A 13,533-nucleotide genomic window follows, 5' to 3' on the forward strand; every position below is an offset into this window, starting at 1 on the left:
GCTAGGGTGAGATCCTGGAGGAGCGGGCCGGCCCGCCGGTCATCGGCGTGCCACCCGCGATCTGGGGTGCGGGGGTGGCGAGGCCCAGCTCCGCCGTCCAGGCGGCCTCGTCGCGCAGTTGCGGCAGCATGCCGCCGTCGCGGCTCTGCGCCACGTATTCCGGATCGGCCACGACGTCGCGCAGCGCCGCGGTGATGAGGGAGGCGAAGCCCGCGGTGGCACCGGGCGGCAGCACGAAGCCGCGCCGCGCCGCGGCGGTGAGCGGGATGCCGAGCTCGGTCAGCGTCGGGGTTTCCGGCAGCAGGTCGGAGCGCGCGGCCGTGGCCAGGGCCAGCGCGGCGACGCGGTTGTCGCGGATGGCGCCGATCGCGTCGGGCAGGCGCACCAGCGCGGCGGCGGTGTTTCCCGACTGCGCCGCCAACCGGGCCGCGGTGCCGGATGGGAAGTGGACGGCGGCCGCCGCGGTGGCGTGCAGCAGTGCCTCGGCCGCCAGCGCCGCGGTGGAGCCCGGGGGCGGCAGGGCCAGCACCGCGCCGGACTCGCGCAGCGCGGCGAGTTCGGTGCCAGGTGCTGCCACCAGCACCAGCGGCTCCTCCGTCACGGCGGCGAGGAAACGGAAGCCGGCGAGGGCGCGGGGACGGTCGGAGGCGGCGATGCGGGCCAGGATATCAGGAGCGAGAACGGTGCCGATCGCGCCCGGCGCCCTGGCCAGGTCACCCAGCATCGCCACCGGGCCGCCTTCGGGCCGCGCCACGACCTCCACGCTGTTGTGCGGCAGGTGCCGCTCCAGGAAGGGGGCGAAGGCACGGGCCCAGAGATCGGCCGGGCTGCCTTCCGGCGCGCCGGTGTGCAGCCGCACCGCGCCGCCGGCCCAGGCAGGACCCGGGTGCAGCGCCGGCGCGGCCAGTGACAACAGGGCGGCCCACCGCAGCAGCCTGCGGCGGTCCGGAACCAGTGGCGTGAGGGGACGCCTCACCGCCTCGCCGGCGTCGCGGCATCGCCGCGCGGAGATGCGGCGGCATTGCCGCGCGGGGATGTTCCGGCATCGCCGCGCGAAGATGCTGCGGCGTTGCCGCGCGGCGCGGTGCTGGGGGCACCGCGGCCAGGGGCGGCGGGCGCCCCGCTGCGGCGCAAACGGTGCTCGCCCAGGAACAGCAGCAGCGGCGCCGCGATAAAGATCGAGGAGGAGGTCGCCACCACGATGCCGAACAGCACCGTCCAGGCAAAGCCCGACAGCGCCTCGCCGCCGAACAGTGCCAGCGGCAGCGCCGAGAGCAGCAGCGTCGCCGAGGTGCCGACGGTGCGGTTCAGCGTCTGGTTGATGCTCAGGTCGATGACCTCGCGTAGCGGCTTGGTCTTGAACTTGCGCAGGTTCTCGCGGACGCGGTCGTAGACCACGACCTTGTCGTTCACGCCGAAGCCGATGATCGTCAGGATCGCGGCCACGGTGGTGAGGTTGAACTCGATCTGCGTCACCACGAGGAAGCCCACCGCCTTGGTGGTGTCGAGGATCAGCGTGGTCACCGCGCCGACGGCGAACTGCCACTCGAAGCGGAACCAGATGTAGATCAACATCGCCAGCAGCGAGAAGCCGAGCGCGTACATGCCGTCGCGGAACAGCTCACCCGACACGCGGTTGCCCACGGCGTCGGTGCGCAGGATGCGGGTGCCGGGCGCGAGCTCATCCAACGCGGTGCGAACGCGGTTCACGGCGACCTGGGTGGAGGCTTCCTCGCCCTGGGTCGGCAGGCGCAGCAGCACCGAATCCGGGGCGCCGAATTCCTGCACGCCGGCCTCGCCGATGCCGAGGCTGTCGAGCTTGGTGCGGATGGCGCCGAGGTTGGCGGGACCTGGGGTGCGCAGCTCCATCAGGATGCCGCCCTTGAAGTCGATGCCTTTCTCCAGCCCCGGGTGAAAGGCCAGGATCACCGAGGCGAGCGAAAGGATCGCCGACACGAGGACGCCGAGGAAGCGGCCCCGCATGAACTGGATGTTCGTGTTGTCGGGGATGACGCGGAACAGGGGGCGGGACAGGATGCGGAACATGGGATCGCCCTTCAGACCGGCAGCACGCGCGGGCGGCGCCGGCGGAACCAGACCGAGATCATCCAGCGCACCAGCGTCGTTGCCGTGAACAGGTGCACGACGGTGCCCAGCGCCACGGTCACGGCGAAGCCCTTCACGGGGCCGGAGCCGAAGACGTAGAGGCAGGCAATGGCGATCAGGTTGGTGATGTTGCTGTCGAGGATGGTGCCGTAGGCCTTGGAGAAGCCGGCCTCCAGCGCCGCGACCGGGTTGCGCCCGGCCTGCTGTTCCTCGCGGATGCGCTCGTTGATCAGGATGTTGGCGTCCACCGCGGTGCCCAGCGTCAGCACGATGCCGGCGATGCCGGGCAGGGTGAGCGTCGCGCCCAGCAGCGTCAGCGCGGCGCCCGTCAGCACGAGGTTGATCAGCAGCGCCAGGTTGGCGAACCAGCCGAACAGACCGTAGGCGGTGCCCATGTAGAGCAGCACCAGCACCGTGCCGGTGCCCAGCGCGATCAGGCCCGCGCGGATGGCGTCGGCGCCGAGCTCGGGACCGACGGTGCGTTCTTCCACGACGGTCAGCGGCGCGGGCAGGGCGCCGGCGCGCAGCAGCACCGCGAGGTCGCTGGCGGACTGGGCGTTGAAGGAGCCGCTGATCTGTCCGCGCCCGCCGGTGATCGGCTCGCGGATGACGGGCGCCGTCAGCACCTTGTCGTCCAGCACGATGGCGAAGGGGTGGCCCACATTGGCGCGGGTGATGTCAGCGAAGCGGCGGGTGCCGGCGCTGTCGAAGGTGAAGCTCACCACCCACTCGCCGGTCTGTCCGTCGCGCGAGGCGCGGGCGTCAGACAGGTTGGCGCCGTCCACCGCGACCTGCCGGCGCACGGCATAGCGCTGCCCGTCGCGCTCGCCCACCAGGAACATGTCGCCCGGCGGCGGGTTGGCGGCGCCGAGACTCGCGTTCTCATCGAGCAGGTGGAAGGTCATCTTGGCCGTTTGGCCGAGCAGCTGCTTGATGCGGTTGGGGTCGTCCACGCCCGGCAGCTGCACCAGTACTCGGTCGGCGCCCTGGCGGGCCACGATGGATTCCGCGACGCCCGTCTCGTCCACGCGGCGGCGCACGATCTCGACCGACTGTTCCACCGCGCCGGAGGCGCGCGACTGGAGGCCGGCCTCGGTCACGGTCACCGTCACGACGCCGTTGTTCGCGGCCACGTCGATGTCGGGGGTGGTGGCGCCGCTGGCCGCGGTCACCGGGTTCGACAGCTCGCGCAGCTGGGTTGCCGCGGCCTCGGCCTGGGCTGGGTCGGCCAGGCGGATGTTCACGCGGCGGGCGGGTTCGTCGGTGGCGATGCCGGAAAAGGCGATGCCGTTCTGCCGGAGGCGCGAGCGCGCGCCGTCGGCCAGGGCTTCGAGCCGGTCATGCGCGACGCGGTTCAGGTCCACCTCGAGCAGGAGGTAGGAGCCGCCGCGCAGGTCGAGGCCGAGCGAGATCTGCCGCGAGGCCCAGGCCGGCAGCACGTTTCGAGGCAGGATGTTGGGCAGGCAGACGAGGATGCCAAGCAGGATGACACCGAGGATCGCGGCCACCTTCCACCGCGCGAAGTAAAGCATAGAGCTGACCGACCGCCCCTGGTTGAGGGGGCGGAACATGCGGCCCAGGCCCGCGCGATGCAAGCGCGCGTGAAGCCCTGTCCGGTGGTGGCGGCCCGATGGCGGTTGCGCGACCGCGCGCGGTGCTCGCGCGCGGCTCAGCACGGGGCTCGCACGCGGCCGCGCAAGGGGCCTGCGCTTTCCCCTCGGCCCGGTTCTGCTTTAAGCCCCGGGGCGCCAGTCCGCGGCGCGACGGGCGGGCTTTCGGGGACGGAGGGTTCGGGATGCGGCTACGCCTGGGTGTGTTGGGGACGGGGCATTTCGGGCGTTTCCACGTCCTGAAGGCGAAATCCGGCGCGCGCACGGAGCTGGTGGGCGTCCACGATCACAATCCCACCCGCGCCGCGCAGGTGGCTGCCGAGGTGGGCGTGCCGGCGATGTCGGCCGAGGCGGTGATCGCGGCCTCCGACGCGGTGATCGTGGCCTGCCCCACGGCCGGGCACCACGGGCTGGCGCTGCAGGCGCTGCGCGCGGGGCGCCACGTCCTGGTGGAAAAGCCGATCACCGCCACGCTGCAGGAAGCGGATGAGCTGATCGCGGCGGCCGCCACGGCCGGGCGGGTGCTGCAGGTGGGGCAGCTGGAGCGCTTCTCGGCCGGCATGGCGGCGCTGCGCTCGGAAGGCGGGATCGCGGCGCGGATCGGGCGGCCGCTCTACCTCGAGGCGGTGCGCATCGCGCCCTTCCGCCCGCGCTCGCTCGACGTGCCGGTGGTGCTGGACCTGATGATCCACGACCTCGACCTGGCGCTGGCGATCTTCGGCGCGCCACTGGACAGCGTGGACGCGGTGGGCGCCAACGTCGCCTCCGACCGCACCGACATCGCCAACGCCCGGCTGCGCTTCGCGAACGGTGCCGTGGCGACGCTGACCGCCAGCCGGGTCAGCCTGAAGATGGAGCGCCGCCTGCGCCTGTTCGGGACGGAAGGCTACCTGCAGATGGATTTCCTGGCGCGCACGATGCACGTCGTCCGGGAGGACGCGGGAGATGTCATCCGGAAGGACGCGGGAGATGTCGTCCGGAAGGACGCGGGGGCCGTTATCCGCGAGGAGGCTCAGGGCGGCGGCGCGGTTGGGGCGATGGGCGGGATGCAGCCGCTGGACCAGCTTCCGGGCTTCGGCGCGGCGGTGAGTTCCTGGACCGATCGCGACAGCCTGGAAGCGGAGCACGCGTCCTTCGCCGCGGCCTGCCTCGACGGGGCGCCGGTGGAAGCGGACGGAGCTGCCGGCCGGGCGGCGCTCGACGCGGCGCTCCGGGTGGAGGCGGCGATCCTGGCGACGCGACAGGCCGCCGGGATCTGACAGCGCCGCGGCCGCAGCGCTTCCGAGGCAGGGGCTGGCTGGCGGCCGTGCACGACCGCCGCCTGTCCGCTCCCGCGCGGTGCTGAACGGCGGCGGCCTCGCCGTGCACCCTCCACCAGCCGGGATCCTCACTGATCGGGTGCGCAAGGGATGGCTGCCCTCGCGCAATGCGGATTGTGCGTTGCAGAACGGCGCGCGAGGTTACGGTCCCATGACATCCGCCACCGAGCCCAAGGCTCTTCCGATCCAGCAGCCCGCGCCGGGCGTGAAGCTCGTGGTCGTGCTGAGCGCGCTGATGGCGCTCGGCTCCGTCGCGACCGACATGTACCTTCCGGCCATGCCGGCGCTGGCCACGATCTTCGGCGTGCCGGCGGCGCGCGTGCAGCTCACGCTGTCCTCCTTCCTGGTGGGCTTTTCCACCGGGCAGCTGGCCTGGGGGCCGCTGGGCGACCGCTATGGCCGGAAGTCGATGGTGGCGGTGGGCATCCTCTTCTACCTGGCGGGTTCGGCCGGCTGCGCCCTGTCGGACACGGCGGCGGAGATGATGGTCTGGCGCTTCGTTCAGGCGGTGGGGGCCTGTGCGGGGCCGGTGCTGGCGCGTGCCATGGTGCGCGACCTGTACGGGCGCGACCGGGCCGCGAGCATGCTGTCGGTGCTGCTGCTGGTGATGGGCATCGCGCCGCTGGTGGCGCCGCTGCTGGGCGGGCAGGTGCTGGTATCGTGGAGCTGGCGGGGGATCTTCTGGATCCAGGCGCTCTTTGGGGTGCTGGCGCTGGGCGGCGTGGCGACGCTGCGCGAAACGCTGCTGCCGGAATACCGGATTTCGCTGCGGCTGGGCGGCATGCTGTTCAGCTACCTGCAGCTGGTGCTGGACCGGCGCTTCCTGGGCTACGGGCTGTCGGGCGGGTTCTTCTACGCCGGCGTGCTGGCCTACGTCGCGGGAACCCCCTTCGCCTATATCGACTACTACGGCGTGCCGGCGCAGCTCTACGGGCTGCTGTTCGGCATGAACATCGCCGGCATGATGACGGCCAACATGGTCAACAGCCGCCTCGTGCTGCGGCTGGGCACGGACCGGCTGTTCCGGATCGGCACGGGAATCTCGGCCGCGGCCGGCGTGGTGCTGATGATCGACGGCTACACCGGCTTCGGCGGGCTCTGGGGCCTGGTGGTGCCGATCTTCTTCTACGTGGCGATGCTGGGTCTGGTGGTGGCCAATTCCATCGCCGGCGCGCTGTCGGCCTTTCCGCACAAGGCCGGCACGGCCTCGGCGCTGGTGGGCGCGGTGCAGTTCGCGCTGGCGGCGCTGTCGAGCGCGGCGATCGGCTGGGTCAGCGACGGCACGCCATGGGCCATGGCGCTGATCGTGGGGGCGTCCGGCGTGCTGGCGCTGCTGGCCAACGTGGCGCTGGTGCGCGGGACGCCGCCCCAGGCTTAGGTGCGGCGTGCGGGCGCTGGAAATACGGATTGGGCAAGGCGGTGCGTCGGAGCGATCCCTGAACCTGAAGCTCCGGTCGGTGGATGCGGTGTGCTGCGCCTCTCCCTTCGGGCTCAGTCTTCGTGGCTGAGGTGAAGCAGCGAGATTGCAGTGTAAAAACTTGAACTATTTTGGTTTCTTCCCGCTGCTAACTCGCCAGGCCGGCCGCGATGTTCACGGTGCCGGCCACCACGGCGGTGTTGAACACGAAGGACACCAGCCCGTGCGCCAGAACCAGCCGGCGCATCGCGGCGGAGTTGGTGGTAACGTCGGAGACCTGCGCCGTCATGCCCACGGTGAAGCTCAGGTAGAAGAACTCCAGCAGGTCGGGCTCGCCCTTGTTGCCCGGGAAATCGAGGCCGCCGCGCAGCAGGTGCTCGTGTCGGTAATGGTTGGCGAAGATCACGTGGGTGAAGCACCAGCTGAGCAGCACGGTCGCCATGGCCAGCGCCGCCGCCCAGGGCGAGGTGCCTTTTGAACCGGCGAGGTCCAGCGCCACCGCCACCAGCGACACCAGCACCGCGCCCAGCGTCACCAGCAGAACCGTCCAGCGGCCCTCGTCCAGGGCCTCGGCACGGGCGCGGGCGCGCTGGGGCTCCCAGCTGAGCATGCTGCGGCCGAGCACCGCGAGGTAGGCCAGCACCCCCACGTCCCAGCCGGCCAGCAGCGCGGTGGAGGTGCGCCAGGCGGCAAGGCGCGTCAGCAGCAACCACGTCACGGCACCCGCGGTCAGGGCCGTGGGTAGCCAGGGGCGATGGCGCGAGATGAAGGGCGACAGGAAGGACATGGTGGAGGCGAGTCTCTGTGGAAGGCACGAGGCTCGTGCGTGGCGGCGCCGGTGGCAACGGGCGCCGCAAACAAGGCAGGGCGGCACGCGCGGCCAAGTAGCTTAGGTGTCGCCGCCGGGAGGGTGTGGTTGGCTGCCCGGCCCCGCGTCGCCTGGGCGTGGGGTTTTCCTGGAGGCGGAACCCGGCGCTGCGGAGGTGCCGGGCTTCTCACCCGCCATCGGGCGGTCCGCCGGCGCCCGGCACGAAGCGCCGGACACTGGCGGCGAGTTGTTCCGCCGCGTTGCGCAGCACCGGGACCGGCTGGCCCGAGAAGCCCAGCACGAAGCCGTCCTGTGCGCCCGGGGTGAGGCGGGATTCCGACAGCAGCCGCGCCTCCATCCCCGCCGCCGCGAGGATCGCCGCCCCGGCTCCCGGTGGCCAGTCGGGCGGGAGCATCGCCAGCAGGTGCAGCCCCTGATCGGGCACCACCACACGCAGCCGCCCGCCCGAGCCCGCGTCCAGGAGGGCCGCCAGCAGGTCGCGCGCCGCGCGGTAGCGGTTGCGCATCCGGCGCAGGTGCGCGGAGAAGGCGCCGGAGCGCATCAGCTCCGCCAGCGCCTCGCCCAGCAGGGTGGAAGGGAAGCGGTCCGCCACGGCGCGCGCCGCCATCACCGGATGGAGCAGCGCCGGCGGCAGCACGGCGTAGCCGACGCGCAGGCCCGGAAACAGCGTCTTGGAGAAGGTGCCGAGATAGATCACCCGCTCCGCCCCGCCGAGGCCCGCCAGGGCGGTGAGCGGCGGGCCGGCGTAGCGGAACTCGCTGTCGTAGTCGTCCTCGACCACCCAGGCATCGTGCTCGCGCGCCCAGTCGAGCAGCGCCGCGCGGCGCGCCATCGTCATGGTCACGCCGGTCGGGAACTGATGCGACGGCGTGACGTAGGCGAGCCGGGCCTTCGGCGCGCTGGCCAGCCCGGCTTCGACCACCAATCCCGCGCCGTCCACCGGCACCGGCACCAGCGAGGCTCCGACGGCGCGCAGGACCCGCCAGGCGGTGGGGTAGCCCGGGTCCTCGATCCAGGCGGTATCGCCGGGGCGGAGCAGGGTTTCGGCCACCAGCCGCAGGCCCTGCTGGGTGCCGCTGGTGAGCATCACCTGCGCGGCGTCGCAGCGGATGCCGCGCGTGACGGCCAGGTGCTCCGCCACGGCCGCTCGCAGCGACTCGCTGCCGCGCGGGTCGCCGTAGCCGAAATGCATCGGGTCGGCGCGGAGGAGCTGCGCTCGCAACAGTCGCCCGAACTGGGCCAGGATGAGCGGGTCGGGACTGGTGTGGCCGAGGGCGAAAGGGCCAGGGTTGGCCGGTCCGGGTGGTTCCGGGGTGGCGGCGCGGCCGACAATCAGATCGGTCGCGGCGTGCGGGCCGGCGGGAGCAGCCCGGCCGGGCACGGCGCGCGGCTGGGGCGGCGCGGTGCGATTCCCAGTACAAGCCGTGGCGGCACGAGCCGTAGCGGCGGGTTCCGGGGGCTGCGGCAGCAGCGCGGCGACGAAAGTTCCGGCGCCCGTGCGCGCCTCGGCCAGCCCGTCGCTCAGCAGGTGTTCGTAGGCCAGCACCACGGCGTTGCGCCGCAGGCCGAGCTGCGCCGCCAGCGCCCGCGAGGAGGGCAGCCGCAGCCCGGCGGCGAGGCGGCCCCGGAGGATCGCGTCGCGCAGCGCGGCGTGGACGCGGGCCGACTGCGTGCCCCCGGCGCCGAGCGGTAGCGGCAGGTCCAGGACCTCCGCCGGACGGCGGACCCTGGGGCGTGCGGACCGCCGCGAGGCGCCCGGCGGCGCGCGCAAAGTGGTTGCCATGGACAGTTCCGGATTGGACCTCGCAGCGACCAGTTCTGTTGGCCGAGGATGCGGGCGTCAATCGGAAAGGCCATCATGTCCAGCATTCCCGAGGCGCCGAGCTACCCGGTGGATCGCACCAACCGCGTGAAGCGCCTCCATCAGCGCGGCTTCTACGACCACGAGACGGTGCACCGGCTGCTGGACGCGGCAGCGCTGTGCCACGTGTCCTACGTGGTGGACGGCCAGCCGTACTGCACGCCGACGCTGTTCTGGCGGGAAGGCTCCACGCTCTACTGGCACGGTTCTTCGGCCAGCCGGATGCTGCGCAACCTGTCGACCGGCGAGCCCGCCTGCCTCGCGGTGACGCATCTCGACAGCCTCGTGCTGGCGCGCTGCGGCTTCAACCATTCGGCCGACTACCGTTCCGTGATGTGCTTTGGGCAGGCGAAGCTGGTCAGCGACCCGGCGGAAAAGGAGCGCGCGCTGGTGATGATGGTGGACCGCTTCTTTCCCGGTCGTACCGCGACGCTGCGCGCGACCACTGTGCAGGAAACCAAGGCCACCGCGGTGATCGCGATGTCCATCGAGCGCGCCTCGGCCAAGATCCGCGCAAAGGGCGTGGCCGATGACGAGGAGGACTACGCGCTGCCAATCTATGCCGAGCGGCTGCCGGTCCAAACGGTGATCGGGGCGCCGGAGCCGTGTGAGCGCCTTCCGCCCGACGTCGCGCGCACCGCGGATCTGGCGGAGTACCAGAAAGGGCGGCTGTTGGAGGACGCGCTGGGGGAGGCTTACCGGCGCGCCTACGCGGACGCGGCGGAAGGCTGACGGGAGGGGAGCTCCCCCGTCGTCCCGCGGCGGCGGAAACGGTCCGGGCCGGGACGCGGGCGGGCTCTGGGCTGTCGACGGACAGCCGCGGGGCGACCGGGCGCTGACCCTGCGCAGCACCCGGTCGAGGCGGCGGAAATGATCGTGCCGCGGGTGCAGTCCCGGTGCCTCCGGCGGAGTTAACCCGCAGGCCGGGCCGGGCGGACCGCTGTCACCCGGCGCCGCATACCCCCCAACCCAGAGGAGCGCAGCCGATGGCGCAGATGACCCTTTCCGACATTTCCGAGCGGATGGCCGAGATCGACTACGCGATGCTGTCCACCAAGGCCGAGAACGGCCACATCGCCAGCCGCCCGATGAGCAACAACGGCGACGTGGAATACCATGGCGACAGCTACTTCTTCGCGCTGGGCGACACGCATTCGGTGGGCGAGATCGAGCGCGACCCCAAGGTCGGGCTGAGCTTCCACGGCTCCAAAGGGCTGCTGGGGCAGACGGCGATCTTTATCGCGGTGGAAGGCGTGGCCGAGCTGGTGCGCGACAAGGCGGCCTTCCAGGCGCACTGGAACAAGGACCTCGACCGCTGGTTCGAGCAGGGGATCGACACGCCGAACCTGGTGATGATCAAGGTCCACGCCGAGCGCATCCACTACTGGGCCGGCCAGGACGAGGGCGAGGTTCCGGTCTGAGGCATCGGCCCCGCCGCGCCGCGCGAGCCGTTGCGGGAAGACCGGGAGCCCTGGAGCCGCCGGGCTGGCCGGCCGGGCGGCTCAGGCCGTGCCGCCCTCCGTCGCCGCCGGCGGGAGGCGGCGCAGCACGGCCTGGGCGGCCGCCTCGCTCGGCAGGCCGGCCTCGGGCCGCAGCAGGCCGAGCACGCGGCGGAAGCCGTCGCGCTGCGCCGCGGCGGCGGACGGGTCCTGCAGGAGGCGGGTGAGTTCGGCCGCGAGGAGTTCCGGGGTGCAGCGTTCCTGCAGGTATTCCGGGATCACCGCATCGTCGGCCAGCAGGTTCACGATGCTGGCGAAGCGGACCTTGATCAGCCGCCGCACGATGGCGGCCGTGACGGGGTTCACGCGGTAGCCCACCGCCATCGGCACGCCGGCCACCGCGACCTCCAGCGAGGAGGTGCCGGACTTGATCAGCCCCACGGCCGCGGCGGCAAAGGCGTCGTGCTTGTCGGCCACGTCGCGAATGAGGATCGGCGCCGGGTGCCAGGTCGCGGCGACGGCGCGCACCGTGCTTTCCACCGGCCCGGCCAGCGGCACCACGGGGCGCAGGCGCGGCACGGCGGCGGCGGTGCGGCGCAGCGCCTCGCCGAAGATCGGCAGCAGGCGCTGCACCTCGGTGCGGCGGGAGCCGGGCATCACCAGCACCACCGTCTCGTTGGGGGCGATCCCGTGGCGCGCGCGGAAGCGGGCAGCGTCGCCGGTGTCGGCGCCGCCTTCCAGCACGGGATGGCCCACGAAGGTGACGGGGATGCCGGCGCGCTCGAAGAACGGCGCCTCGAAGGGCAGCAGCGCCAGGATCTCGTCCACTTCCTCGCGGATCTGGCGGACGCGCCAGGGCTTCCAGGCCCAGACCTGCGGCGCGACGTAGTGGACCACGGGGATGCCGAGGTGGCGGATGCGCCGGGCCACGCGCAGCGTGAAGCTCGGCGCGTCGATCGACACCACCACGGCGGGGCGGCGGGCAGTGATGTCGGCCAGTGTTTCGTCCAGCCGGCGGCTGAGGCGGCGCAGGTTGGGCAGGACCTCCAGGAGGCCCATCAGCGCCAGCTCCGCCATCGGGAACAGGGAGCGGAAGCCCGCCTCGGCCATGCGCTCGCCGCCCACGCCGGCGAAGCGGAGATCGGGGCGGTGTTCTCGCAGCCGGGCCAGCAGGCGCGCCCCCAGCACGTCGCCCGACGCCTCGCCGGTGAGGAGGTAGATCAGCGGCGCTTCCGCCTCGGGCGCCCGGCTCATGCGAAGGGCGCTGGCCGGGCGATGGGGAAGGGCGCCTCCGGCCAGTCGCGGTGATTCAGCACGCCGCCCTCGCGCCGCACGCGATCGAGGCGCGTGGGGTCGAGCGTGGCCAGCACCCAGCCGGGCTCGTCCAGCGCGCCGCGGGCGAGGGTGCCGTCCTCGGGGAAGCCGCGGTCCACCGGGCCGAACACCGCGGCGAAGCCACGGTTCACGTCCAGCGCGGCGGACCAGGGCGCGGTGCCCACGGTGGGCGTGACGGCCACGAAGCACTGGTTCTCCAGCGCCCGGGCGGCGGCGGAGAAGCGGACGCGGTTGAAGCCGTGCATCGTGTCGGTGCAGGAGGGCGCCAGGATCAGCCAGGCGCCGGCCTCGACCTGGGCGCGGACATGGGTCGGGAACTCCACGTCGTAGCAGACCGAAAGGCCGATTCGGCCCCAGGGCGTGTCGAACACCGCCGGCGCCGCGCCGGGCGAGACCATCCAGCGCTCGTTCTCGAAGCGCGTCATCACCCGCTTGTCCTGGAAGGCCATCCGGCCTGCCGGGTCGATGAGGGGGGCGCGGTTGCGGACCCGCCCGTCCCCGCCGCGCACGGGCAGCGTGCCGGGCTGGAGCCACAGCCCGTGGCGCCGGGCGGCGTCGCGGAAGATCTGCAGCAGCGGTTCGGCCACCTCGGTCATGGCGGCGAGTTCGCGCGCCTCGTCCACCGGGGTGCCCGTGGGGGTGCCAGTGGGGGTGCCGGTCGACGCACCAGCCGAGCCATCGGTCGGGGTGTCGTTTCCGGCATCGGGCGTGGCGCCGGGCCCGGGACCCGCCAGCGCGGCGCCGAGTTCCACCGCCGCGTATTCCGGCAGCACCGCGAGGTCGGCGCGGCCTTCGATCTGCCGCAGCCAGCCGTCGAGCTTGCCGGCGAAGGCATCGAGGGAGTCCGGCCGCTCCACCGGGTATTGCAGCAGCGCCAGCCGGAGCGGGGAGGATGGCGGAACAGGGCAGGCGGTCACGGCAGCCGCTTCACCCAGGCGCGCAGCGTGTGCTGGCTTTCCTTCTCCTGGCCCACTTCGCGCCAGCTCATGCGGGCGACGATGTCCGGTCGCTCCGTGTAGCCGCGGCGGGTCCAGTAGCCGTCGAGGGGCTGGTAATCGGCCGGGCGGCGGGGATCATCGGCTTCCCGCTCCACCGACACGAAGGCGCAGTGCCGCAGCCCGTGGCGCAGCGCGTGCGCTTCGCGCGCCCGGAAGAAGGACAGGCCGACGCCCTGCCCCCGATAGCGCGGCAGCAGCACCGACTCACCGAAGTAGCAGTAGAGCTGCGGGTCCTCGCCGCCCGCCGTAAAGGCGTCGCGCACGCTGGCGAAGCTGTCTTCCATCGGCTGCGAGGTGGCGGCGCCCACCGGAACCCCGCCATCGAAGAACAGCGTGACGGCGGAGCGTGGCTTGGCGGCATAGGCGAGGAGCGAGGATTCCTCGTGCGCCAGGCTGCCCTCGTAAAGGTAGGGCCAGGTGCGGAAGACCTCCATCCGCAGCCGTGCCACGGCGTCGATCCAGGGAAGCAGGGCTTCGCCCTCGAAGGTCCGGGTGGTGGGAAGCGCGTGCGACATCGCCGACTGCATAAAGCGGATCGCGCCGGGTGGGGAGGGCGCTGGAGGATGCCGCGCTTCCTCTGGCCGTCGCGGCGGGGCGACCGGTGCGCGGAACGGCGCCG

At 72.6% G+C, this 13,533-nt stretch carries 12 protein-coding genes; 4 read left to right on the forward strand and 8 right to left on the reverse strand.

The window, feature by feature from the left end:
- Position 1: 1 nt before the first annotated feature.
- Genes ACFFGY_RS07635 through secD form a run of 3 tightly spaced genes read right to left on the reverse strand, consistent with a single transcriptional unit; the run spans position 2 to position 3,638 of the window.
- Positions 2-976, reverse strand: a complete 975-nt coding sequence (locus ACFFGY_RS07635; RefSeq protein ID WP_377043861.1) for a tripartite tricarboxylate transporter substrate-binding protein — start codon at positions 974-976, stop codon at positions 2-4.
- Positions 973-2,046, reverse strand: a complete 1,074-nt coding sequence (gene secF, locus ACFFGY_RS07640; protein WP_377043862.1) for a protein translocase subunit SecF — start codon at positions 2,044-2,046, stop codon at positions 973-975. Before secF ends, ACFFGY_RS07635 begins: the two co-directional genes overlap by 4 nt.
- 11 nt (positions 2,047-2,057) lie before the next feature.
- A complete protein-coding gene (secD, locus tag ACFFGY_RS07645) occupies positions 2,058-3,638 on the reverse strand; it encodes a protein translocase subunit SecD (protein ID WP_377043863.1) in 1,581 nt (526 codons plus the stop codon).
- 263 nt (positions 3,639-3,901) lie between these two features.
- Between secD and ACFFGY_RS07650 the strand changes: the two genes are divergently transcribed.
- Both ACFFGY_RS07650 and ACFFGY_RS07655 read left to right on the forward strand, forming a co-directional pair.
- Complete coding sequence (locus tag ACFFGY_RS07650; RefSeq protein WP_377043864.1) at positions 3,902-4,975, forward strand: Gfo/Idh/MocA family protein; 1,074 nt, start codon at positions 3,902-3,904, stop codon at positions 4,973-4,975.
- A gap of 211 nt (positions 4,976-5,186) precedes the next feature.
- Positions 5,187-6,413, forward strand: a complete 1,227-nt coding sequence (locus tag ACFFGY_RS07655) for a Bcr/CflA family multidrug efflux MFS transporter (protein WP_377043865.1) — start codon at positions 5,187-5,189, stop codon at positions 6,411-6,413.
- A 187-nt stretch (positions 6,414-6,600) separates the two neighbouring features.
- Here ACFFGY_RS07655 and ACFFGY_RS07660 read toward each other — a convergent pair whose 3' ends face one another.
- A complete protein-coding gene (locus ACFFGY_RS07660) occupies positions 6,601-7,239 on the reverse strand; it encodes a DUF1345 domain-containing protein (protein ID WP_377043866.1) in 639 nt (212 codons plus the stop codon).
- Between the two features lie 208 nt (positions 7,240-7,447).
- A complete protein-coding gene (pdxR, locus tag ACFFGY_RS07665; protein WP_377043867.1) occupies positions 7,448-9,064 on the reverse strand; it encodes a MocR-like pyridoxine biosynthesis transcription factor PdxR in 1,617 nt (538 codons plus the stop codon).
- Positions 9,065-9,139: 75 nt separating this feature from the next.
- Here pdxR and ACFFGY_RS07670 point away from each other — a divergent pair, with 75 nt between their 5' ends.
- Both ACFFGY_RS07670 and ACFFGY_RS07675 read left to right on the forward strand, forming a co-directional pair.
- Entirely contained in the window at positions 9,140-9,874 is a 735-nt protein-coding gene (locus ACFFGY_RS07670; protein WP_377043868.1) for a pyridoxamine 5'-phosphate oxidase family protein, read from the forward strand.
- A 254-nt stretch (positions 9,875-10,128) separates the two neighbouring features.
- Positions 10,129-10,563 carry a pyridoxamine 5'-phosphate oxidase family protein gene (locus ACFFGY_RS07675; protein WP_377043869.1) on the forward strand — a complete coding sequence of 145 codons (435 nt, stop codon included), beginning with the start codon at positions 10,129-10,131 and terminating at the stop codon, positions 10,561-10,563.
- Between the two features lie 81 nt (positions 10,564-10,644).
- Here the strand turns inward: ACFFGY_RS07675 and lpxB are convergent, their stop codons facing one another.
- From lpxB to ACFFGY_RS07690, 3 genes are read right to left on the reverse strand one after another with little or no spacing between them, the layout of a single operon-like run.
- The gene (gene lpxB, locus ACFFGY_RS07680; protein WP_377043871.1) at positions 10,645-11,835 is read right to left on the reverse strand and encodes a lipid-A-disaccharide synthase; all 1,191 of its coding nucleotides are present in this window, start codon (positions 11,833-11,835) and stop codon (positions 10,645-10,647) included.
- Positions 11,832-12,833 (reverse strand): carbon-nitrogen hydrolase family protein, encoded by a 1,002-nt coding sequence (locus ACFFGY_RS07685; RefSeq protein WP_377043872.1) that lies wholly within the window; start codon positions 12,831-12,833, stop codon positions 11,832-11,834. The genes lpxB and ACFFGY_RS07685 overlap by 4 nt, the downstream gene beginning before the upstream one ends.
- A complete protein-coding gene (locus tag ACFFGY_RS07690; RefSeq protein ID WP_377043873.1) occupies positions 12,830-13,429 on the reverse strand; it encodes a GNAT family N-acetyltransferase in 600 nt (199 codons plus the stop codon). Before ACFFGY_RS07690 ends, ACFFGY_RS07685 begins: the two co-directional genes overlap by 4 nt.
- Positions 13,430-13,533 lie beyond the last annotated feature (104 nt).

This window comes from Roseomonas elaeocarpi (genome assembly GCF_042433915.1).
Taxonomy (GTDB): Bacteria; Pseudomonadota; Alphaproteobacteria; order Acetobacterales; family Acetobacteraceae; genus Roseomonas; species Roseomonas elaeocarpi.

Bases quoted from the DNA above. Each gene is read 5' to 3' on its own strand.
- secF (WP_377043862.1), bottom strand. From the start codon at position 2,046: ATGTTCCGCATCCTGTCCCGCCCCCTGTTCCGCGTCATCCCCGACAAC.
- secD (WP_377043863.1), bottom strand. From the start codon at position 3,638: ATGCTTTACTTCGCGCGGTGGAAGGTGGCCGCGATCCTCGGTGTCATC.
- ACFFGY_RS07650 (WP_377043864.1), top strand. From the start codon at position 3,902: ATGCGGCTACGCCTGGGTGTGTTGGGGACGGGGCATTTCGGGCGTTTC.
- ACFFGY_RS07655 (WP_377043865.1), top strand. From the start codon at position 5,187: ATGACATCCGCCACCGAGCCCAAGGCTCTTCCGATCCAGCAGCCCGCG.
- ACFFGY_RS07660 (WP_377043866.1), bottom strand. From the start codon at position 7,239: ATGTCCTTCCTGTCGCCCTTCATCTCGCGCCATCGCCCCTGGCTACCC.
- pdxR (WP_377043867.1), bottom strand. From the start codon at position 9,064: ATGGCAACCACTTTGCGCGCGCCGCCGGGCGCCTCGCGGCGGTCCGCA.
- ACFFGY_RS07670 (WP_377043868.1), top strand. From the start codon at position 9,140: ATGTCCAGCATTCCCGAGGCGCCGAGCTACCCGGTGGATCGCACCAAC.
- ACFFGY_RS07675 (WP_377043869.1), top strand. From the start codon at position 10,129: ATGGCGCAGATGACCCTTTCCGACATTTCCGAGCGGATGGCCGAGATC.
- lpxB (WP_377043871.1), bottom strand. From the start codon at position 11,835: ATGAGCCGGGCGCCCGAGGCGGAAGCGCCGCTGATCTACCTCCTCACC.
- ACFFGY_RS07690 (WP_377043873.1), bottom strand. From the start codon at position 13,429: ATGTCGCACGCGCTTCCCACCACCCGGACCTTCGAGGGCGAAGCCCTG.